Origin of the sequence: Nostoc sp., assembly GCF_036917535.1 — a bacterium.
In the GTDB taxonomy this organism is placed as follows: domain Bacteria; phylum Cyanobacteriota; class Cyanobacteriia; order Cyanobacteriales; family Nostocaceae; genus Nostoc.
The window spans coordinates 242343-264637 of the sequence record NZ_JBALDA010000090.1; the positions used below are offsets into that span (position 1 = coordinate 242343).

At 40.7% G+C, this 22295-nt stretch carries 12 protein-coding genes; 4 read left to right on the forward strand and 8 right to left on the reverse strand.

The annotated features are described in order from the left end of the window. The first annotated feature begins 4 nt into the window (after window positions 1-4). Both V7K56_RS29435 and V7K56_RS29440 read left to right on the forward strand, forming a co-directional pair. Window positions 5-754, forward strand: coding sequence for a metal ABC transporter ATP-binding protein (locus tag V7K56_RS29435; protein WP_334916355.1), 750 nt, complete (start codon window positions 5-7; stop codon window positions 752-754). Window positions 755-776: 22 nt separating this feature from the next. After that, window positions 777-1661 carry a metal ABC transporter permease gene (locus tag V7K56_RS29440; RefSeq protein WP_334916357.1) on the forward strand — a complete coding sequence of 295 codons (885 nt, stop codon included), beginning with the start codon at window positions 777-779 and terminating at the stop codon, window positions 1659-1661. Between the two features lie 263 nt (window positions 1662-1924). On the opposite strand, the gene V7K56_RS29445 is transcribed toward V7K56_RS29440, so the two are convergent. The 5 genes from V7K56_RS29445 to V7K56_RS29465 all read right to left on the reverse strand — a co-directional run bounded on the left by V7K56_RS29445 (window position 1925) and on the right by V7K56_RS29465 (window position 14113). After that, window positions 1925-4795 carry a hypothetical protein gene (locus tag V7K56_RS29445; protein WP_334916360.1) on the reverse strand — a complete coding sequence of 957 codons (2871 nt, stop codon included), beginning with the start codon at window positions 4793-4795 and terminating at the stop codon, window positions 1925-1927. A 198-nt stretch (window positions 4796-4993) separates the two neighbouring features. Beyond that, entirely contained in the window at window positions 4994-9016 is a 4023-nt protein-coding gene (locus tag V7K56_RS29450) for a TonB-dependent receptor (RefSeq protein ID WP_334916362.1), read from the reverse strand. Continuing rightward, window positions 9013-10554, reverse strand: coding sequence for a hypothetical protein (locus tag V7K56_RS29455; protein ID WP_334916365.1), 1542 nt, complete (start codon window positions 10552-10554; stop codon window positions 9013-9015). Before V7K56_RS29455 ends, V7K56_RS29450 begins: the two co-directional genes overlap by 4 nt. A 173-nt stretch (window positions 10555-10727) precedes the next feature. Then, window positions 10728-11291, reverse strand: coding sequence for a hypothetical protein (locus V7K56_RS29460; protein ID WP_334916367.1), 564 nt, complete (start codon window positions 11289-11291; stop codon window positions 10728-10730). Between the two features lie 290 nt (window positions 11292-11581). Next, the gene (locus V7K56_RS29465; RefSeq protein ID WP_334916369.1) at window positions 11582-14113 is read right to left on the reverse strand and encodes a beta strand repeat-containing protein; all 2532 of its coding nucleotides are present in this window, start codon (window positions 14111-14113) and stop codon (window positions 11582-11584) included. Window positions 14114-14942: 829 nt separating this feature from the next. On the opposite strand from V7K56_RS29465, the gene thrC reads away from it, so the two are divergent. Next, entirely contained in the window at window positions 14943-16247 is a 1305-nt protein-coding gene (gene thrC, locus V7K56_RS29470) for a threonine synthase (protein ID WP_334916371.1), read from the forward strand. An 80-nt stretch (window positions 16248-16327) separates the two neighbouring features. Then, window positions 16328-16603: a ubiquitin-like small modifier protein 1 gene (locus tag V7K56_RS29475; protein WP_334916373.1), complete on the forward strand. Its 276-nt coding sequence runs from the start codon at window positions 16328-16330 to the stop codon at window positions 16601-16603. Between the two features lie 39 nt (window positions 16604-16642). Here the strand turns inward: V7K56_RS29475 and V7K56_RS29480 are convergent, their stop codons facing one another. From V7K56_RS29480 to V7K56_RS29490, 3 genes are all read right to left on the reverse strand, one after another. Continuing rightward, a complete protein-coding gene (locus tag V7K56_RS29480; RefSeq protein WP_334916375.1) occupies window positions 16643-16807 on the reverse strand; it encodes a hypothetical protein in 165 nt (54 codons plus the stop codon). A gap of 55 nt (window positions 16808-16862) precedes the next feature. Further along, on the reverse strand, window positions 16863-19952 hold the full coding sequence (locus V7K56_RS29485; protein WP_334916377.1) for a CHAT domain-containing protein: 3090 nt from the start codon (window positions 19950-19952) through the stop codon (window positions 16863-16865). Window positions 19953-20585: 633 nt separating this feature from the next. Beyond that, window positions 20586-22253, reverse strand: a complete 1668-nt coding sequence (locus V7K56_RS29490; protein ID WP_334916517.1) for an iron uptake porin — start codon at window positions 22251-22253, stop codon at window positions 20586-20588. Between the last annotated feature and the right edge of the window lie 42 nt (window positions 22254-22295).

The window sequence follows — 22295 nt, forward strand, 5'->3', positions numbered from 1 at the left end:
ATATATGCTAGAGGTTAAAGATTTAGCTGTAAACTATCGGGGAGTCACGGCGGTTGAGGATGTGACTTTTAACTCCTTGCCAGGACAAATCGTCGGTGTAATTGGCCCCAATGGTGCTGGTAAAAGCACGATGGTGAAGGCGATTTTGGGTTTAGTACCTACCACAAGTGGAGTTGTGAAGTTTCGAGACCGCGCTTTGAAACAACAATTAAGTTTTGTTGCCTATGTACCACAGCGATCGCAGATTGACTGGGATTATCCGATAACAGTCCAGAATGTGGTGCTGATGGCGCGGACTGTGCATACAGGCTGGTTTCGCACACCTTCACGACCATCTCGAGAAATAGTTAAAGATGCTCTAGCAAGGGTGGGGATGTTAGAGTTGCGAACGCGTCAAATTGGAGAGTTATCAGGGGGACAACAGCAGCGAGTATTTTTAGCGCGAGCTTTAGCACAACAAGCTGAATTATTATTTTTTGATGAGCCATTTATGGGAGTTGATAAAAAGACAGAAGCCATCATTTTTGATGTCTTTGAAGAACTAAAATCTCAAGGTAAGATTTTATTAATGGTTACTCATGATTTGGGAACAGCTTTGACTAAATGCGACCAATTACTGTTATTAAATAAACAAATAATTGCTAATGGTTCGTTGAGAGAAGTAATGACAGCAGATAATATTCAACGTGCTTATGGAGATAATATTATAATGAACTTTAAATTTAAAAACAATAAAAAAATCTCAAATTGTTAGTAAATTAGGAAGACTTTTACTGATGTCAAACTTAATTTTAGAACCCTTAAGTTTTGAATTCATGCGTGAGGCACTTGCGACAGCGATTCTATTAGGCATTCTGTGCGCCGTTGTGGGTAATTATCTTATTGTTCAACGCATGGGAATACTGGGAGATGTAATTGCTCATGCAGTTTTACCGGGACTAGCTATAGCCTTTTTCTTAGGTGTCGATATTTTCTTAGGTGCATTTATCTGCGGAACTCTCAGCACCTTTATTGTTTCTTGGATTCAATCTCAATCCCGTATTAAAGTTGATGTAGCAATGGCGTTAGTTTTTTCTGGTTTTTTAGCTTTGGGTATCATGCTGATTACGCTATTGAAAAGCAAACTAGACCTGCATGAATTTTTATTTGGCGATATTTTGAGCGTAACTACAGATGATGTGAAGCGGACTGTGATTATCACAGTTTTTGTATTGATTTTAGTAAAAGTTTTTTACAAAGAATTGTTATTTTATACCTTTGATCCGCTTGGCGCTCAAGCGAGTGGTTTACCGATTAATTTGATTCATTTTGCCTTAAATGGTGCTATTACTTTGACAATTGTTGCCAGTATGCAAACTGTGGGTGTAGTATTAGTTGTTTCGCTACTGATTGGGCCAGGAATTACAGCTTATTTATTAGTGAAAGAGTTATATCAAATGATGCATTTAGGTGCTGTGATTGGTGTGATTAGCAGTGTGACCGGAATGTATATTAGTTACTATTTAAATGTCCCGTCGGGTGCAGCAATTGTTTTAGTTGTTTCCGTACTATTTTTATTAGCATTATTTTTGAGTCCTACCCAAGGAATTTTGACTAGACCAGAAATTGGTCATCGAAGAGCTAGGCTTCTTAGCCAGTTCAAATCTCAAAATCCGAAGTGAGCCAGTAGCATCCTATTGCCTTTGAATGTAGAGCAACCTAACTGTAAGAAACTGGTTTAAATCTCAGTTTTAGATTCATATTTACCATGACTTATTTGTAGGTATATGCTGAATCTCCAAACTGAAATTGCTGCTTTTTGGATTCTTCAAAAGATATTTTTATAAAACTGAAATACTTTGGCGAACAAGCTGCGATCGCCTGGTTACCGAACAGCCTAAACTCTTATAATGGCATTAATTCCATTATTTAGCGGTGGTTAAAACTATTTCACCTTAGCGCGGAAGCGGACAAAACCATAAGAATTAGCTGGTGTGCCAGCTCCAGTGGCTGCGGGTAGATTGGGAAAACTTGGGACTGTAATATTGACCACTACTGCTCCATTGGTGTTAGTACCGCAGTAGGATGGTGTGGCTGAGTCGTTAGCTGTATAAAAACGCCCGCGATCGCTATCTGCTACATTAGTGAGATAAACCGTAGGTGTAGTAGAACCAATAGCCAAAGCAATACCTTGATCCGCTCCTGGTAAGCCACCATCACTAGGAGTCATACCATTAAAAGCAGTAGGAATAAAATTAACATTAGTCGGAACCAAGTCACAGAATTTCACATTAGTTGCATTACCAAGACCATTGGAAAGAAAATATATTGTGTATTCCAATTCATCTCCCGGTTTGACAGTGCCAGCATTAATTAATCCTCGCAAGTAACCAACAGACCATTTAGGATCGCTATCATTAGTAGCATAAGGTTCTGGTACATAGTTGCTGGCATTAGTAGCAACGTCACTGCGACCATCCACAATATCAGTTAAATCTTGGTTATTGAGGCGGGTGATGCGTTTAATTAACAACAACTTAGGATTAGAACTAACAGTATTTAATACTGTAAATAAAGTGGGGTCATCATCTGCCGTACTGGTAGGATTATTACCGATATTTACACCATTATCAGTAATTTGTAAGAACGAATTACCAAGAGTAGGTGGATTATTGGTAGCACCAGCAGAGTCTGCATCTGTGAACACTGTACCAACAGTTCCTGTAGGATTATCAGGTGTGTTAAAAGTAGCATTGGCTTGGTTACTAATTGGATTACCGCCATTGGCATTATTAATTGTGGCAGTAATTTTAATGGTAATCGTATCACCTACACGCAGAATTCCAGAATTTGTCAAAGCAACAACACCAGCACCGTTATAACTAGAATTGAGTGTGATGTTATTCCCTGAAGTCGCAGCAGTAATTGCTGCACTTACAAAGGTTAACTGGGAAGGTAATGAGTCGTTAATGACAAAGTTAATTGCATTGCTATTACCTGGATTTAGGTTGGAATAAGTGATGGTATATTCGATGCGATCGCCTACAGTCACTGTTCCACTACTATCATTGTCTGCGAGGAAGCGAACAGATTTGGTTCCTATGACATTTGCTTGAGTGTTAGTAGTAATTACTAAGGGAGTAGTGATTCCTTGACTTGGAAAATATGTCCAAGTATCTATTCCCTTAAAGTCACCATAATTACTACTAAATTCATGTTCTCCTAACACACTATTAATTCCTCTAGCAGCATTACGTGGGCTAGTAGCTCCCGTACCATCTAAGTTAATCGTCGTACCATTAGCGGTAGTATAATTGTTGTCGTTGTAATAAACGGTCGTCGCTCCAATCTGCTGGCCATTTTGATCTACAAGGTTAGGAAAAGCAGCAGGAGGGTTTTCCATCGTGATTTTAAACCCCAGCGGATTATTTTCGGCATCCAACATGGGAAAGTGATATTCTCCCGAACGTGTTGTGATTATGGCATTGTATGCTGCATTTCCTGGTAGAGGTTGGAGATTTGTCCCACTTGCATCCTTTCCATTCCAAAGCACCACATTTGAGCCGACAGACAGCACATTTTGTAGTACTCTATCGCTACTAGGATCAAAAATGCCATCATTGTTAGTATCAATAATTATTTGATAGCTACCAGTTGAGGATGCATTGAAGCTAAAATTACCTCCCACACCCACAGAAGTTTGATTCCCACTACCTCCATTACCCCCAGTAAATTTGAACGAAGTCGGTACTATCGGAATATTTGCTGCAATAGGAATACTCAAAGCATTGAGGGTTGTAGTGTCTGGTCGATTGAAGAAAACTAGGTGGGTAATGTCTGTTAATGTATCAGTGACATTCGGATCTTGGACTCGCACATTGCCGCTAAAGTTCAAATTATTGTCAGTAGCACCGCCAGCAGAATGGTAAACAGTGCTGTTATTTGTTCTATCAAGATATCCCCGGCTATTAGCAAAAAAGATAAAGCCAAAGGGATCGACTCCATTCATGTCAGTTTCGTATCGATACCCATCTTTAGTTTGAATATAAAGCTTAGAGTTGAGTGCTATTGGAGTGCTACCATTGGCATTTGCACCCATATTCATAGCAATATATTTAGTAAAAACTCGCCCTTTTTTGGCAACGCCGTTACTATCTCGAACTGTAATATCCCAAGCAGCTACCCCTGAAAGTTGAGTAGCATCTGTAGGAAATGCCGCTGTCGTGGTTCTTGGGGGCGGATTGCTTGCACCAGTTGTATTCGGAGAACGAAATTCAACTTCGTAAATACCAGTTTCTGTAGCCACGAAACTACAAGGAGTATAGCCACCACTATTAGGTAAAGGGCCAGCCGTTTCTTTGGCAACAGTGTTAATGAAACCAAAACCAGTAGCCAGAACATCACAAGAGGCATTTTGACCACCAAAGGGACTGCGGTAAACGATATCTTGTGGGTTTGAGAAACTACTAGTCACACTAGAGCCAAGATTAACTGTTTCTCCTTGTTGAACATAAACTTTGAGTATGGTTTTCCGAATAATACCTGCTGCTGTTAGATCTGACCATTCCAGGTAAGGTCTGTATCCGCCATCAGAAACTAACTCTTTGCTGCCTTCAGCCAAGCTAGGTTGGATACTATTGCCGAAAATACATAAAAAAAAGCCCAGGCTACTTAGCCATAGTTTTTGGCAGCTAATTGTTAATGGCTTTTCTATAGTTTTTTTGACTGGGTTGCTCACAGTCGGAGAAAAGTTATCATTTTTATCAATATTTACTGTGGCAATCGCTCTTAATTTCTTAAATAAAGATTTCATCATTTAGTTCCAATAAAAATACATAATATGTAAGTAATAATATTGAGTTTATAAATATACAAATACCTGAGTGAAAATTCAAAAGTTTTTACACTAGATTCAAAGCGGATAAAAAATCGTTACGACAATAGTATTCCCACGAGGAAAGGTTAAATTCGTACATAGAGGTTGCAATGGACATCTCTACATCAAATAACCGTTTTATATTTCACGCCTTTGTATTTCCCTTGTTGCGGCCTTGAGTTTACCCACCAAAGTTTTCATCGCCGATTCCTGCGGCTGGCGCGCTACAGGTTTTTGTTGTCCAAAGCCGTCAAACAATTCATTGAGCTTAACCGTAAAGCCTAAATACGCGCCTCCCGCAGAACGTGTTCCTGAGAAATCCCGGTCATCAACTTTACCAAAGACGTAACCAGCAGAAACGCGCAGATTAGGCGTGAGGTAGTAGCCTGTTTCAAGAACAAAGCCTGTCTCACTGTAGCTAGACTGACTAATTACACGAGCTTCGCCCACTAAATCCCAGCTATATCCCAAACGATAGGTAGCGCGTACTTGGGCCAGATTTACTGTGCTAGTACCGGCTAAATCGCTAGCTATGTAAGAGGTACTGTTACGCAACGCATACTTCCCGTAGAATTCCCATTGCCAGTTAGGAGCATAGATCGCTTCTAAAGCAAAGGTATGGTCTTGGGAACCCGTACCACTTCCTAACAGGATGGTATCAGGGATGGTTGATGGATTTTGGCGATATTCATAACGTAATAAAGCATTAAATTTATCGTTATTGGGATCGCGGTAGGCTAAACCCAGTTTTAGGTTAGCAGTATCTCCCAATCCTGAAAGCTTTTGATTGGAAGAACCAGCTTGTTGATAACGTACCAAAGCTGTGAGAGCCGGAGAAATTTTACCCGCAGCACCTGCGGTAATTACTGTATTAGCACCACCAGAAGAGGAACGATGTTCGTAACGGACGCTAGCTTGAAATTGCGGATTATCACTGTATTCCAGACCCACACTGTAGCTATCACCCCCATCAAATCCGATCGCAGATGCAGCTTGACCAAAGGCGTAGGGTTGAGCATATTGTTGACCCGCCAAAGTGCGTCCGAAGAAGTTGCCAAATACGTGTTCGTAAGCAACGTTCAGCCGCAATCCAGAAGCAATAGTCCAACGGTTATTTATACCAATTGCTCCTTGGGTAGTCATTTCGTTAGCACCACCCAAAATTGAGTAACGACCAGTCAAGGTAGTATCCGAGCCGAGTTTGTGTTCGCCGTTGACACTCAAGCTAGTGATGGAATTACCCGAATATTGACCGCTAGTGTAAAACTGTTGGGCCAGACTAACGCTGACACCAGGAATTACCGCCCAATTCAACCCCAAAATGCTACGGTCTGGGTAAATAGCATTTTTTTGGGAAGATAAGCTGAGTTCATTTTGGGCTTGGAATGTCAGGTTTTTCGCGAGAGGAACTGAAAAACGCGATCGCAGTTGATCGGAATTACTACTTAGGGTACTGTCGGGGATGCGGTCTTCCAGACGACGATGAATCCAATCCAGATCGATAGTGGCGCTACCCAGACGTTGTTGAATCCCAGCAGAAATCGTCGTTAGCGAATTATCAACCTTGCTACCAGGTATCGCCTCATAACGCGGTGCAAACAGTTCTTCAAAGGTGTCTAGGGGTTGGGGAGCAATCCCAAAATTGTCTTCGTGGTCGTATTGCGCTCTGACGTTGGTAGCTGAAGTGAGTTTAGCTGTAACCTGTGCTCCATAACGGGTTTGTCCTGGGACAAAGCTGATAGTAGCATTATTGGCAAAACCCGTATCGGCAAAGCGATAATAGGCACGACCTTGAATCCCATTAGCAATCTTTCCTTCAGCTTCTAAACGGTAGGCATCACCTCTGACCTTTCCTATAACGTCAGAATCATTAGTGGAATGGGCGTATTCTGCAATTAACTTACCGTTGTCACCCAAAGCAATCAGGGCATCTGCACCATAGAGTTGAAAGTCGCGCACCCCATGATTTTCTTGAACGTAACTTGCTCCTATCCAACTTTCGGAGTTAAGTTTGCGGGAAAGATTATATTGCAAACGACCAGCATAAATATTCCCATCAGAGTCTTCACTGTCATATTGATAGCTAACAACAATCCGACGTACTAATACTTGTCCGGTTTGATCGATATCGGTGCGTAGAATCGGTTCGCGGAATAATAAAGTACCGCGATCATAGTCGATTTCGTAGTCTGGGCCTCGGTTAAGTTGTTTCCGTTCTAATACAGTCCCAGGACGATTGAGTTCTTCTAACTCGATAAAGACATTTTCACTACCTGCTTGTAATAGTCTGCGAGAGAGGAAGTAATAACCACTAGTACCATCAGGAGCAATAGTATCCCGTTGAAACCCCTCTAAGTGGTCGCCATAGAAACCTGTAATTTGTAGGTTTCCTAAGTTGTAGTTAGCTTTAAAACCGTGGAGTTGACGAGTGATAGAAGTAAATTGCTGCGATCGCCGGGCAAATTCTTCTGTGTTATAGTCACCCCACATAGCATAATCAGGCTCGGAGCCGGGGGTACGAGCTGAACGCTCAAAACGCAAAAATACACTGTCAATGGAAGGAGCGACTACATCAACTTTCGAGCTATCGCCGTAGACAGGATAGTTTTGCTCGCTGAATTGGTAAGTTCTAAACAGGCGATTATCGCAGTTGCAATCTTCATTGAGGCTACGAGAACTGTTGTATGCACCTGTAAACAACCATTCACCGATCGCACCAGTGGCAAATATCGCTGAATGGAAATCTAATTGCGTTCCGTTGTTTTTGTCAGGCGGGAGGAAATCACGGAAACTACCGTAATAATTTGTACCTCTAGCGCCCAAACGTAAATCTATTACCCCTGTCACCAAACTCGGACGCAGTGCGGTTTCAAATTGGAGTTGCGTAAAGGCTTCTAAATCATTTGCGATCGCGCGAATTGTCACAGTTTCGGCCTTCAATTGCGATCGTAACGTCGCTGCAAATTGCCCTGCTTTCGCCTCCACTTGAAATCCCGGTTCATCGGGTTTGAAGTCTTTACCAACCAACTCCCCAGCAGAGGGTATCAAGGTGACAACAGCATCACGATTCGAGCGATTGCCGTTTGCATCGATGAGTTGACCCCTGATTGTAGCTGTAGAACGTCCATCTGCTGGGATACGAGACTCAACTGTTTCTAAAGTTAATTGCTGCGGCGTTCCCCGCACTGCAACTTGCACTGTTACAGGAGGTTCTGTTCCTCCAACAATATGTGCAGAGATGGTGTTTGCACCTTCTTTTAACGAGACACCATACCATGTCTGCTTTACCAAGTTGGTGGTAGCATCAGTTTCTGTCCGTCCTACTAAAGAAGGGTCTACCAACACCCCATTTACCCGCAATTCCACTTGACTACCAGCAGGAAACTGCACAATCACAGTGCTAGCTTGTACATCTACAACACTATCAGCCGTTGGAGTCAGGATTTTGATTGTTGTAGAGATAGGGACAATGGGGGACACAGGAAGATTTTCATTTACCCCTTTTCCCCTTATCCCTGCGTCCTCTACTCCTGCAATTTTGCGTAATCCTCTAGGTAAACCTACAGAAGTTGCTGGTTGAAATGGTTGTATTTCTTTTGTAGAAGCATGAAACAGTGTCTCAGTATCTTTGCGTCCGTGGTTCTTCTCCTCTGTTCCGACTATTTTGCGTGAGTCTCTGAGCAAATCAACAGAAGTTGCAGGTTGAAATGGGTGTATATTCGTTTCACTTGGCTGGACATCTGGAATTTCAGGAGCCGATGCTTTATAAGTTGAGGTAAATTCAAGAGGTGGAGAATGCTGCTCGGAACTTCTCAAGAGATCAGGAGAATTTGAATCCTTATTCCGATCCGCTGGATCTTCGACCTGACTTTTTACGTCATCTGCAAAAACCAAAGCGAAACCTAACCCCTTTCTGCTTAGAAGAGAACGGGAAGTATTCAAAGCTTTTCCCCTTTTAGGGGAGAGATTTTCCAAATCCCGTGATAAGTCAGAATCTGTAGCACCCTTATCTGCTTGCGAAGGTGAATCAGGGAAATAGAGTTTTTCACTAGTGATTTCTGCTTTGACAATTGTAGGATACAAAATAAAGCAGAGAGCTAGTGGCATCGCCCCCATCAACTTCAGGTTGAATGTAGTTACACAGTGCAGTCTGGGTTTCATTTCTTGACTGGCTCCTGAAATGTGGGGGTGACAGCGAAGTTCATGCGTACTAAGCCACCAGGCTCTAAATGCACCAAACGAGATTGGCTATTTCGTTCGCGGAATTTTTCGTTACGAGCTAAGGTGTAACCAGCTACACTGCTGAGGTCTAGTACACCTGTGTGGTATCCAGGTAAGACATTAGCTAAGGAGAACAAACCATTAGGATCTGTAGTGATACGGTTTCCATCCTCTAGAAAAATCACTGCATTGGGTACTCCAGGCTCACCAGCCTGTTGTTCGCCGTCAAAGTTTTTATCAACAAACACGCGACCGATAATCGTGCCACAGTCAGAAACGATTCCTGGACGAATTTTTAATTGATGCGTTGCTGGGCCATCCTTAGTGCCAAAACGGTTATCAGCTCGTTGGGCATTAACGATCGCAGTGTTGCGACCACTACCACGCAATGCATCGGCTGTTAGTTGAGCAGCGTAGGCAATATTCAAGACTTTCTCTGTGGGAATTGTGACGTCTGTGCGGAATGTCACTGTGTTACCATTGCGTTCTGAGGCGATCGTGACTAGTTGACCATCCAACTCTCCCCGCACAGATTTCGGCAAAAACTGAAATCCTAAAGGTAGGTTGTCGGTGACAAATATATTATTCAAACCAGCATCAGCAAGATTTTTTACCGACAGGCGGTAGATTACCGTATCTCCAGGTTCAGCAGTAGCGCGATCGCCAGTTTTGATAATCTGCAACTGATTAGCTTGACACATATTTGTGGTGAATTCAAAGGCTAATAAGTCCAGTCCATTTACTTCTGCATTGGGAACTAAAACAACTGTTTGCTCTACCCTGGTTTCACCTGTGATATTGATTGGTTGACCATCTAGAGAACTAGCGACATATCGCACGATATTATTACCTTGTATGCCAGTACTACCAAGGATTTCAATCTTGATCCGTCGCTGTTTGTAGATAGAATTTGGTGGTGGATTAACTACAAATATGTAGGTTCTACCTGGATCGGTTTGACCCTTATTCGGATCGAGTAGGAAATTGTAGACACCCGCAGGGTTATTCGTCACAAAGTAGGGGTTACTATTTTCAGTATTTGGAGATTTACCACCAGGAACATTGTTATTAGAAATATCTGGCAACTCTGTTCTAGTCAGAGAAACTAAGCTGTCCAATTCTGTCCCTGTTGGATCGTTAGAATTCGGTTGGTATACCCCAACTGAAAAACCTGTATAGTCAGGTAAAATTGTGCCAGCGCAACCTAAGATCCGTCCTAATGGATCGAGTAATGGGCTAGGACTAACATTGATTTGACTAGAATTTCCTTGATATTGATAATTACTAGCAGAATCTGTATAAGTATAAGTAGCTTGATTTATTAATGGCACAGACGCAACCTGATTGTTAGTCTGTTGCGCGATCGCTGGTATAGAAATAGTAGTATGCAAAAAACTTCCCAGAAGAACAGTAGCTGTTAACCGTCGCCACCAGCTACTGCTAGAAGTAATTTGCTTTTGGTTTTGAGGAAGGCTCACTTAACACATCTCCTCTGAAATGTCAAGCCTGTTGTTAATAAAAGCATCTATTTATTTAGGGAATCCAGTTAAGATAAAACCCTTTAAAAATCTCGTTTTCAGGTTCCATCTGGAAATATTGTTGATTACAGCTCTTTTTCGAGTCAGGAAGGCAGCGCGTCCTTGCATCTCAATCAGCGTACTTGGGTTTGATAAGTCACCTTGACTGTCGTCTTAGCTGCAAGTGACGGAATCTGCAAACGGATATGAGTGTAAGCAGTGGCTGGGGCTGGTTTTGTTTCCACTTTGCCGCCAGGAAGAGTAACTTTAACAGTGGGATTTTCGACAAAGCTACGCCCGCCATCAATGCTGTAAATAACTTTGGCATTGTTGGCGACATTGGTAGAATTCAGCACGTAGACCATTCCTTTCGGAATAGGTTGATTCAAAGTTAAATTCTTCACTGGGCGATCGCTCTTATTTTCACCGCTCAAGGTATATCGCAATACATCTCCTGGTCGCACCACAACTTGACCTTTCAAAGGTTCCCATTTCTTACTTTGCTTACCTTGTTGATCCTGTGCCACCACTTGCTTTTCTGCTTCTAAACGCAATTGAATTTGCCCTTGAGTTTTGATATTCTGAGCAACAGCACTTTCTGAATGCCATACATTTGCGATTCCCGGAATTTGACCGACAAATGGAACTGTAGCAATGAGAGCGAATGCTCCTAAACCTGCAAGAGAAACACGCTTCATATAAATAACCTCAAAAAAATTCCAGAATGTGAGTTGTTGACTTATCTTTCCCAGCTTTTGCTTAGAAAAAGTCACTCCCCTATTTGCTTGATGTTTAGGGACTTCCAGAAAATAAATTATCCAATTTAATCAGGTGATATTTTCTATCTCCCCCCTGCTCCCTGCTCCCCTGCCTACCCCATCGATGGAATATTTTTTTAATTGGAAGTCCCTTAGGGGTTGGGGAGTGAGGTAAACTGGTTCGCAAACTTAAAGAGTATGCGAACTTCAAAGTCTCCAATCTGAACGAATTAGTTCACCTTGCGTTGGAAAGTAAACGTTCTTTGAATACCCGGTGCGATCGTGCCTGTGACAGTATCTATGTACTTAGCAACATCAGTGTTTGCCGTAGTTCCAGTTTGGTCGATACCAGAGTTATTAGCTGGATTACCACTAAAGAATTGGATGGTTGCACTGCCGGAATCCTTAGCTGAACCAACAATGTTGCTAGTATCAATTTGACCGCTAGCATCGTTGTCTAATGCCCAGTTATTGGGGCTTTTCGTACCATCTTCACTAATCACAACTTTGTTAGCATTCAAAATCACATTCCCGGTTCCAGATTGAGGATCGGAAATATTTGTGTATTGAATTTGGTACTCAATAATGTTTCCTGGTGCAGGCTTCTTCGGATCGATACTGAATGTGCCATCATTCCCCTGGACTACAGGCCCAGTTCCTTGTAAAACTCGCGACATTTTCAGTAGTTTCAGGAAACCAGTGTAGACGCGATCGATAGTAATGTTGGATGAATCAAAGGTGTTATCGTTCCCACTATCCTTAATTCCATCACCGTTAGTATCCGTCGTGTAATTGTCAATCGAAGCAGTGATGGGTACTGGGAAGCCTTTGCCAATATCAGTAGATAATTGCGTACCCGGAGGTAAATCAACTTCTACACCATAGTTGATACTTGCACCAGGAACAACGTTGGGAATTGTGATTGCTGTACCAGGTGTTGTAAACGTTCCCGTTGTACTGTTGTAGGTATAGACAGCAGACTGACTATTATAGGTAATAGTTACCTTCGTACCATTTGGTAAATCTCCTATAATTGTCGGTGGAGTTGGCTCTATCTTCAAGACACCTGAGTCAGTACCACTATTCTTAACAGTGTTGGTGAAACCAACCGATTGGGGATCGAGTGTACTATTAGGTGTTGTACCAGCAGGAACAAGAGAAGATTTATTAGTGAAGTCATCGTTGGTCAAACCTGATGGGCCAGTGGCATCCGGGGCATTTTGCGGCCCGTTGAGTAACGCTGAAGCAACTGGTGCTTGCACCGTGAAGACGTTTGCCTCACCACCTGGGCCAGTACCACTGTTGTTATTACCCGTGTCAGTTCCAGTTTCTGGAGATGCTGGAGTGTTAATATAGCCATCATCAACGCTGGTGGGTGGTAGAGTATCGGGAAGACCATCACCATTGGTATCTGTACCTGGAGGAGGCGTCATACTGCCTGGAGAGCCATCGTAGTTGCTGGGATTTTGGTCGCCAGAATCGTCGTATACTGGTAAATTGCTGCTGGGTGTTTGACCAAACAATTGAGCGATATTAGCGACCGTTAAGGGTGAAGATGCTGTTGATTTAACAGCTAGCTGAATCGAGAAGCCATTCACCGTTGTCCCAGGAGCGATGGAAGTAATAGTCGCTGGATTATTGATAAAACCAACGCGAGTAACTGAGGACAAAGTTGGTGCTGTTGTAGTCCAACTAGCTGTATTAGCATTAGTTGTAACTGGAGTAGTCGTATAAACAGTTCGCCAACCAGGAGGTGCAGTTGGTGCTACTGCCAAATCTGTACCCGCAGGAATCGCATCAGAAACCAAGATATAGTTGCCAGCAACACCATCAACATTGATGCTCGTACCCGTCAAAGCTGCTGGTGTAATTCCCTGTCCTGTGGGATCGTTGGACTCAACTCGCAAGCTCAAATCGTAGGTCAACTTGTCATCTGTAATCGCAGTTGTGCCAGCATTGTTATAGCCACTACGAGTCTTGAGAATGGTGGCTAAAGCGTAAGTCTTCACCGTTAAACCAACCTTAATTTGCTCGGTGGCGCTAGCTTCCCGCGTACCATTAACTGGCGCGCCAGGTACTTCACCAGTAACACCAGTATCAGGGTTATCTACAGTGAATATGTCACCACCATCAGGACTCCGCAGTTGGTTTTGAGCATTACCAGGAGTGTTACCAAGGGTAACGGTAATGATGTCGTTGGTTTGAGCACCATTTTGGACGGTAACTGGTACGCGCACTAACACAGTACCACCAACTGGAACTGAGGGTGTATCTACACCGCCTTGGGGGATGTTTGTCCAAGTTTGACCGCCATCGGTGCTATATTGCAGGCTATTAGCTGTACCACCATTTGGTAATGTGCCAGAAACTGTACCCGGCCCAGTTGTTGTCGCTTGGTTGGGAATGTGGAATTTAGTGGGGTCATTACCTACGTTAGTCAAAGTGTAGGTATAGATTAGTAAGTCGCCAACTGCAACATTACCGCCATTGCTATCTGTAACTCCAGACGCTGAGACGGTAATCCCAGCAACCTCTGCTACAGTGACAACGACTGTATTAGAAGTGGCATTGATTGTTGTCCCTGGATTGTTAGGATCTTCGTAGGTTGCTGTCGCAGTGTTACTAATAGATGTACCCGCAGTAGTTCCGTCAGCTAATACTGGTGCAAGAAATTGGAAAAAGCTACCAGTTAATAATGCTGTTGCTACTAGAAATTGGTAAAGTTTACGCTGCTTATTTACAGATTGATTTCGATTTCCCATATAAGTACTTTATTTGCTGAACTTGTATCTCGGATTTTGAGACAGGATAAAGTTTGGCAATTCCCTTTTAGGAGTTACCGATTATGGCTGCCCAAAACTTCAATGTTTTGGGAATGCATATTTAAGGAGTTAAATTATTGACACTCCTTAAAAACTGTATTGAGACAATAACCAGAAATAACTTGTCTACTTGTTTTATGTTTACCCTTGAGAATCAAAACTGGTAGATGCAAGAATGTGTAATTTGTTACTCTAATTTCTTTATTCAGAGATTTAAATAAGAATGTAGCTTTTAAAGCAAAAAAAATCTTCCGTAGAAATAAGTAACTTCTCTAACCCTGAATGAGTGCATCAAAACTGAAAAATTAACTTTATTTTGGCAATACACACAGCATTTTTAGTGGTTTAATCATCAGATGCTAAAAATACTAAAATTTATATATATAGAGGTTTTTGAGTCTTTACTGTCAGAAATGTATACTGCTTTGTAGAGTTATTTATATAAAAAAGTTGAAAATTAACTAAGCAATCTAAATCGCTTAAATAGGATATTAATTTTTTTAAATGCAATTTTATCATTAAAATATGCATTTTAATCATAAATTTATTAAATATTGATACTTAATAAATTAAATTATTTTATTTTTTTATAACATTCAATACGTCTGTGTAAATACTAAAAATAGAGACTACTAGTATTAAAGTTTTACAAAAACTATTCCTCTCAACACCAAGCATACCCGACTAAAAATATCGGGTATGTTTGACTGGCATTTTTGCTCGTGTTACTATCAGGCGACAGTGACAGACAAACAGGGAAAGCTAGTTTATGACTCAGGCAATCAAAACCCAAACCCAAAGCAGCACCGCCTACTTTCAAGCCTTGAAGTGTAAGGAATGTGGTGCGGAATATGAACTCAAAGCTAGTAATGTTTGTGAGTCATGTTTTGGCCCGTTAGAAGTTAAATATGATTACAACGCCCTACGTCTGACTGTCACTCGTGAAACAATTCAAGCTGGCCCCAATTCAATTTGGCGCTACCGTCCCTTTTTGCCTGTCGCAACTGACAATGTAATAGATGTGGGAACTGGCATGACTCCGTTGGTTCGTTCCCACCGTCTTGCTCGTCGTCTGGGTCTAAATAAACTTTATATAAAAAATGATGCCGTGAATATGCCCACCCTGAGCTTTAAGGATCGGGTGGTGTCAGTCGCTTTATCCAGAGCGCGAGAGTTAGGTTTCACTACTGTTTCTTGCGCTAGCACTGGTAATTTGGCAAATTCTACAGCTGCGATCGCAGCTCATGCTGGTTTAGACTGCTGTGTGTTCATCCCCGCAGATTTAGAAGCCGGTAAGATTCTCGGTAGCTTGATCTACAGTCCTACCCTCATGGCCGTCAAGGGCAACTACGATCAAGTCAATCGTCTCTGTTCGGAAGTTGCTAATACACACGGTTGGGGTTTTGTCAATATTAATCTGCGTCCTTACTATTCTGAAGGTTCCAAGACGCTAGGTTTTGAAGTTGCAGAACAACTAGGTTGGGAACTACCAGATCATGTTGTTGCTCCTTTAGCATCTGGTTCGCTCTTTACAAAAATTTATAAAGGGTTCCAAGAATTTGTCGAAGTTGGTTTAGTAGAAAATAAGAGCGTTCGTTTCAGTGGTGCTCAAGCTGAAGGTTGCTCACCCATCGCTCAAGCTTTCAAAGAAGGACGCGACTTTATTAAGCCAGTAAAACCGAATACAATTGCGAAATCACTAGCGATCGGCAATCCAGCAGACGGTATTTATGCTGTGGAGCTAGCTCAGAAGACTGGTGGTAACATTGAATCAGTCAATGATGCCGAAATTATTGATGGTATCAAGCTGCTAGCAGAAACTGAAGGTATTTTCACAGAAACGGCTGGTGGTACAACCGTAGCTGTGCTGAAAAAACTGGTAGAAGCTGGCAAAATTGATCCAGATGAAACTACCGTGATTTACATCACTGGCAATGGTTTGAAAACCCAAGAAGCAATCCAAGGCTACATTGGTGAACCCTTGACTATTGATGCTAAATTGGATAGTTTTGAACGCGCCTTGGAGCGATCGCGTACTCTTGATCGCTTGGAATGGCAACAAGTTCTCGTTTAATTAGGAGTTATGAGTTATAAGTTTTTTATTCATAACTCCTAACTCTTAACTGTATTGCTAACTCTTCACTTTGTACTTCTATGGCTGTAACAGTTTTAGTTCCTACAACTCTTCAGAATTTGACTAATAATCAAGCTAGTCTAGAATCTAACGGTAGCACCATTGCTGAACTGTTGGACTCCTTAGAACAAAGCTTTCCTGGTATTAAATCCCGGTTGTGCGATGAACAAGGTAAGCTACGTCGATTTGTAAATTTTTACGTCGATAGTGAAGATATTCGCTATTTAGATGGTATTAACACAGCCTTGAAAGATGGCGATGAAGTAAGTATTGTCCCTGCTGTTGCTGGTGGTTAATCGTAGGAAAATCTACTTAAATTTAGCAAATGAATACATTTAGGCTTGCCGCTGTTGTAGCTTGATCCTTCCCCATCCTTGCTCATTATCAGCCCAAGGTTTAGACGATGGATGAGCAAAGCCTATATAGGTGTTCCAGATTGCATTTTCATGCTTGGCGGTGAAACTTGTTTCATCAGGACTGCCTTGTTTCTTGAAAGTCACCAGGATCTTTTTTCCATTCGCAGTAACGTGGTTGTTCATCTGCCGCCGAAACTGCCTAAGTATCTACTCCTTCTTTTTTACTAGCCCATCTCTTGCCAAGCACTCGCAATAACGCTTTTAGTCCAAGAATGAAGGGTGGTTCCAAGCGGACAGAATTGGAATCACTCCTAAATTCCAAAAGCAAATTTGAAAGCTCTCTGTAAGTGTTGCGCCATAGCTCTTTGTTAGCTGTAGTAGCAGGATTTAAGATATATCCTTTTAATGGTTGAATTCCCTCAATTCGTAAATCTCGTAATGCTGTATGAAAATCGTAAAGGAACTTTGATAATTCTGATAATTCAGGAATTTTAAAATTAGATATATTATCTCCTATATATCTATCTTCCAAACGTTCTTCTGCTGCAATTATATGTTCGTTGACTTCACACGTTTCTCCAGCAATCAAATCTGGAATTTTACTGTCTATTCCTCTAAGTCTGCTCATATTAAGAACAAGTCCACAGGCAACCTCATCTCCAGGCATCCTACTGAGCCATGTCATAGCATGGGTGTCAGGAAACCCTGAACCTAAACTCAATATTCTGCTAAGTAATTCATTGATTTCAGAATACTGATCAAACTGTCCTGTTAAATCTAACCAGTTTAAAAGTTGAGAACCTCGACCACCTAAATAAACAGGAGTAATTTCTGCTCGTCGATATTTACCCTCCTGACTAAGGACTTTTAAGAGAAATCCTGTGTAATAATAAATTCCAGCCAATCCGATATTAGTAAGTTGAATAAACTCCTGAAAATCAGGATCATCTATTAACTGAGGTTTTATCTGGATTAACCAATCCTCACTAGCAAACCTTAGAAAACTGTCTAAAACAACAGAAACTCCTCTCTTTTTATCAATATAAACTCGATTGTTGATAAATTTTTCTTTAAAAAAAGTAGGATTTAATTCAAGAAATTGAGCAAATAAATCTTGACGTGCTAATCGTAGCGAGCATTGATAAATAAGGTTGTTTTCTTCCCAAATCGAAATAGATGTAGTTAAATCTTCTATGCCAATACAGGTACTATAAGTTAAGTTATGCTGTTCCAAGTCAGCAAAGTATTGAGCAATTGCTAAACTATCAGTACGCAAGAACTCTGTATTATTAAGTTCTGGACAATTATATTGAATTCCCGTTTTTTTACCTAATTCTTCGCTTAAGATTTGCCATGTTCTCACATACTGTCTTTTGTCTTCTCGCGAATAATATGAAGGAAATGATAGTGACCATTGAATTTGTCTAATCCCATTCCTAACTGCTGAAGCAGAAATATGTAGAGCTAATTGTGCCAAAAAAAGCCTACTTTCTTTAACATTTCTCCATTTTAGATTTGTTTCAATCCAACTCTCGTCCGGGCGAAATCTACTTACATTGGGTATGTAAATACGACCATCAAGGATAGCTTTAGGAGATAAGTTATTGCCAAAATTTCGACGGCCTCGCATTGTTACTATATTGGCAATGGGCAGGGACTGACTTATAGGAATAAAGTATTCATACAGAACAGGAATACGAGTATCATTGCTTGAATCAGTCACTTTATGATGCAGATTCAGCATTTCAAAAGATTGAGGTGTACCATGCTCACTACTGACATAAACATTGGTGAAAGAAGTACCTAAATCTACACCAACAGTCCAATCATTTGAAGGTTTAATATCAATAGGAGATTTTAAGAGAATGAGACCAGTAATTATAGTATTATTCTGAAATCTCATACATTGAATAAACGATGGGAAGTTTTCTAAGCGAACAATTTGGTATACTCCCCCAGCTTTATCTTTGAACGAGTTATTGTCTTTGATTGCAGGAAAACTTACTTGAAACGTCTCTTCTCCACATTCCGCATCATAATAAAAGCCATAATATTCTTTCCAATTCTTAATACGAAAATTAGGCCATATTTCTAGAACAGGGATATTGATTAAAACATTTTCGGGTTTCAGTAAATATTCCTTAGAGATAACCAATATTCTTGGTGGATTTCCGTTTTCTGGCCCTGCCAGCGGTAACTCCAAAGTGATTTTTACAAAATAAGCTTCTTCTTTAATAAGAGGGCACAGTTGAATTTTGCTAGCTAAATCTTCCGAATTAAAATAGTTAAGCAAAATAGAATTTATCGGTAGCAATGGAGTAATGCGATTTCCTTGAAATATTAGAGGTTGTATCTCTTTTGGTAAGAGCGCGCCAGGGAGAGCATCCTCAAAGTCGATAAACGTCAATTCAGGTAAAAATAGATCACTCGCTTGAATCCATAGAATTTTATCCCAGACAATCTTGCGTGTTTGTAAGTCTTCAATTGTTATTGAAGCTAGAGTTATATCTTGATATATATAAATATCTTGAGGGGGTAGATTCCATGCTTGAGCAATCACCTGATCAATAATTAGTAGCTCTGATGTTTCTGTTTTGTCTTCACTAGCAATTAAGCGCACATAGGAAGATTTATGTAGTTTTTTTTCAAAAAAATGCTCTGAAATTATTGGCTTTATTGGTTCAATATCTTCCTCTTTTAAACATAAATTCTTACGATTATAAACTTTCTTTAAAATAGGAGTTGAAAACTCGCAAATTCCAGCCATACGAATAGCATTACAGCCAAATTTATAGGCAAATTCAATTGATTTTCCTGCTCCCAAAGCATCATAGAAACCAACTGAAAACTCCAAAGCAGCTTGATCGCCAATTGATTGATTCATTCCAATAACATAAGTAATGTGTTTGGAAATTGCTTCTGCTTGAACTTCTGAGTAACAGGCATTGAGCATTACACATTCAATTTCCTCTGAAAAAAGCTCAAACAAGCCTTTTAATGCCTCTGCTGTTACAAACTTAACTTGTCCTGTATCATCTTCTAAAGCAAGTCCTTCATCTTTAGTACCATGACCAGAAAAATGGACAATATTTGGATTAATTTCTAAGATTGCCCGTTGCATATCTCTAGGACGAGTTGCCCATTTCTGTATAAGCTCAAATTTGTCACGCATTTTTGCACGAGTTAGCCCAGCTTCAATTTCCCTAACTTCTTCATCTAAGCGAAGCCGACTGGTGTTTTTGGGATTGGCTGTAAGAATAAGAATTCGTTTAACTGGGCTATCACTCATGATGTAAATGAAAATTAAAGTGCGATACCTTTAACAATTTTATTAGCCTTACTAAAATCTCCCAAATATTTTACTAATAATTTTTACAAAAGAATAAGTTTTAAAAATACTCAACGAACTGTCCCACTTATCAAGACTCTTTAAGTGATCGCTTAACCCTGTTTTGTCACTTTAGGCAGAGAAAAAGTAGAAATCAGGATGAGTCAGGAAAATAAAAATTGAACTGGTGAGGTTATAAATAATAGATTGAAGTTTAGAAAAACCCAAGGACAATTGTGGAATAGGAAAAACTGTTAATACCAATTCTCCATGAAGATGCACTAAATTAGTAGAAGGGGAAACAGGGTGTAAGAGTATGGTAAATAAGCTTCCAAGTTGAAGTATCTGAGAGTCAAGAAGAATTACAACACCGATTGCGCCATGCAGTAACAGCAACAATCAAAGAAAGACTACAGAACCTTTTTTATATCTATTGAAAATATAACATTGGGCATTAAAAAAGATATGTTGATTATTTATACCAACTTTCTAAAATTTTCCAATAAATTAATCTCCGCGTCTCCCAAAATTATGAGCGCTGGCTTGCCGCTCATTCTGCGGGAAGCCGCAGAAGCTTATTATGTAAAACTACAACTAAAAACTAAAAGTACTCCGCAGAATGCCGATAGTAACTGAGTCATTATCTGGTGTATTACCAGGTTGTATAAGATGAATTATCCCTGGTGTAATACTGATATTATCTGTTAGCTGTAAACGATAAAATGCCTCAATTTGAGTGGTCGTACCTGGTTGTCCACCTGCACGTCCTAAACCTGTATTGATAAAATCAGGGACATTATTTCCTACAGGTAAATCGCTACTAGTAATTTTAGGAGGTTGACCAACATAAATTCCTCCTAAATTTCCTTTAGCAAATAAATCAGGGAAATTTAGAAACACCATATAATTTGTCGTTTCTACACTTCCAGATTGCCCAGGAATATAAGATTTAGTATAACCACCCCACGCACCTGCGCTAATGCGGGGAGAAATTTGCCAAGTTAGAGTCGCACCCACAGCGTTAGTTTGTAGCGGTGCTGATTTTCCGGTAGTAGTGTTAACAGTAGTTAAGCATTCATCGCCAACAAAGGTTAGTAAACAACCATCTGAAGCGTAATTGTTAACGTAATATAAACTTAAATCTAGAGTATCGGTTGGTGTCAGCAGTAATTGCACACCTGTAGTGGTGTTTCCATCAAATAAACCACTACCTTTACCGGGATTTCCTGGTTGATAACTAGTATAAATTGCCTGCAAACTAGCACGTTTAGCAAATTGCCAATCGATAGCTATACCACCGTGACCGTATCCCATATTTAAAATTGGGTTTCTTTGGGCAAAATAAGATAATGGCCCAGTTGCAGCACTTTCTACCCGATTGGGGCCTCGGAAAGCATATGGCATACTTACGCCTTCTGTTCCTACCATTACTGCTAATTTATCTGTCACCAGCCAATGAAAATTTAGGTCACTTACAATCAAGTTATCTGTAGGAAATTCGTAGCCAAGTAAAACATCATTCCGAGAAACACTATTAGTAAATCTAGGCGCAGTTGTTCCGTTACCATCTAAAAGACCTGTAAACAAGTAACTACTGGGAGTGATTTGACTAGTTAAATACAACTGCGCTAGGGATATAAGATTAATATTTGTCCCTGCATCATCTGTATCTTTTTGTCCATCTCTAGGATTAACATCACCACGATTTTTAGTTCGTCCTTGAATGCCAACTATCAGTAGTCCACTGAGTTTGGTTGTTGTTGAGAATTGGTTGGCTTCGATTTCGGCAGTTTTGGCTTCTAAATTATCGACGCGACCCTGCAAAGTTGCTAATTCAGGGGCAAATTCTGATTGTAATTTTTGTAATTTTGCTAAATCTTCGCGAGTGACTAAATTGCTGGTGGCTGTAGTGATTAATTCGTTTACTCTATCTAAACAAGCGTTTACACCCGCAGCAAATTCATACCGACTTAAGGCGCGATTACCGCGATAGCTGCTATCTGGATAGCCAGCTATACAACCATAGCGTTCCACCAAAGACTGCAAGGCTTGGAATGCCCAATCGTTAGGTTGCACGTCTTTAAGTTGAGATACCGATGTAACTTGGGCCATCGGTTCTTCTGGGGAGAGGGAGGAAGATGAGGGAATAATATTATCGTCCTTAACTCCTATCTCCTGAGTAGTTTCTGTATTTATGTACTCTTGTGCTAATGCTTTTTGTGCAACTCCATTTACTCCCGCAATTAGTAACCATGCGAGCATCCAGGTTTGGCGATGACTACGGCTAATAAATTTACCTTTCAA

Excerpts from the sequence above, each read along its gene's own strand:
- V7K56_RS29475 (WP_334916373.1), top strand. The coding sequence starts at position 16,328 with ATGGCTGTAACAGTTTTAGTTCCTACAACTCTTCAGAATTTGACTAAT.
- V7K56_RS29450 (WP_334916362.1), bottom strand. The coding sequence starts at position 9,016 with ATGAAACCCAGACTGCACTGTGTAACTACATTCAACCTGAAGTTGATG.
- V7K56_RS29435 (WP_334916355.1), top strand. The coding sequence starts at position 5 with ATGCTAGAGGTTAAAGATTTAGCTGTAAACTATCGGGGAGTCACGGCG.
- V7K56_RS29445 (WP_334916360.1), bottom strand. The coding sequence starts at position 4,795 with ATGATGAAATCTTTATTTAAGAAATTAAGAGCGATTGCCACAGTAAAT.
- thrC (WP_334916371.1), top strand. The coding sequence starts at position 14,943 with ATGACTCAGGCAATCAAAACCCAAACCCAAAGCAGCACCGCCTACTTT.
- V7K56_RS29485 (WP_334916377.1), bottom strand. The coding sequence starts at position 19,952 with ATGAGTGATAGCCCAGTTAAACGAATTCTTATTCTTACAGCCAATCCC.
- V7K56_RS29490 (WP_334916517.1), bottom strand. The coding sequence starts at position 22,253 with ATGCTCGCATGGTTACTAATTGCGGGAGTAAATGGAGTTGCACAAAAA.
- V7K56_RS29440 (WP_334916357.1), top strand. The coding sequence starts at position 777 with ATGTCAAACTTAATTTTAGAACCCTTAAGTTTTGAATTCATGCGTGAG.
- V7K56_RS29465 (WP_334916369.1), bottom strand. The coding sequence starts at position 14,113 with ATGGGAAATCGAAATCAATCTGTAAATAAGCAGCGTAAACTTTACCAA.
- V7K56_RS29460 (WP_334916367.1), bottom strand. The coding sequence starts at position 11,291 with ATGAAGCGTGTTTCTCTTGCAGGTTTAGGAGCATTCGCTCTCATTGCT.